The organism is Halomonas sp. ATBC28 (genome assembly GCF_005937175.1).
In the GTDB taxonomy this organism is placed as follows: Bacteria; Pseudomonadota; Gammaproteobacteria; order Pseudomonadales; family Halomonadaceae; genus Vreelandella; species Vreelandella titanicae.
The window spans coordinates 1-475 of the sequence record NZ_VCQL01000101.1 but is presented as its reverse complement, the minus strand read 5'-3'; the positions used below and the strand labels follow the sequence as shown (position 1 = coordinate 475).

Here is a 475-nt window from a genome sequence, read left to right as displayed (position 1 = left end):
TGTCCAGATAGATATTGAATATTGGCGATTTGAGGCCGTAGACCTCATCATTAATCTGTAGGTGTTTTATGGTGACAATAAATAACGCAAGAAAGATTCTACAACGTGTCGATACTCTTCCTCTTTATTTACATGCCTATGCCTTTCATTTAAATATGCGGCTGGAAAGAGTATTGCCTGCTGATTTACTTGATATCGCGAGTGAAAATAATCTGCGGGGCGTCAAAATTCATGTTCTGGATGGAGAGCGTTTTTCTCTTGGTAATATGGACGATAAAGAACTCTCTGCCTTTGGTGATAAAGCCCGCCGTCTGAACCTTGATATTCATATTGAAACCAGCGCCTCAGATAAGGCATCTATTGACGAAGCCGTCGCCATCGCGTTGAAAACTGGGGCATCGTCCGTACGTTTTTATCCACGTTATGAAGGTAATTTGCGCGACGTATTATCGATCATCGCTAACGACATTGCCTA

The 475-nt window shown here is 42.1% G+C and carries 1 protein-coding gene; it reads left to right on the top strand.

The annotated features are described in order from the left end of the window. Positions 1 to 68: 68 nt before the first annotated feature. Positions 69 to 475, top strand: a 407-nt coding sequence (locus tag E0L35_RS25515) for a hypothetical protein (RefSeq protein WP_032174417.1), incomplete at its 3' end; no start/stop codon positions are given.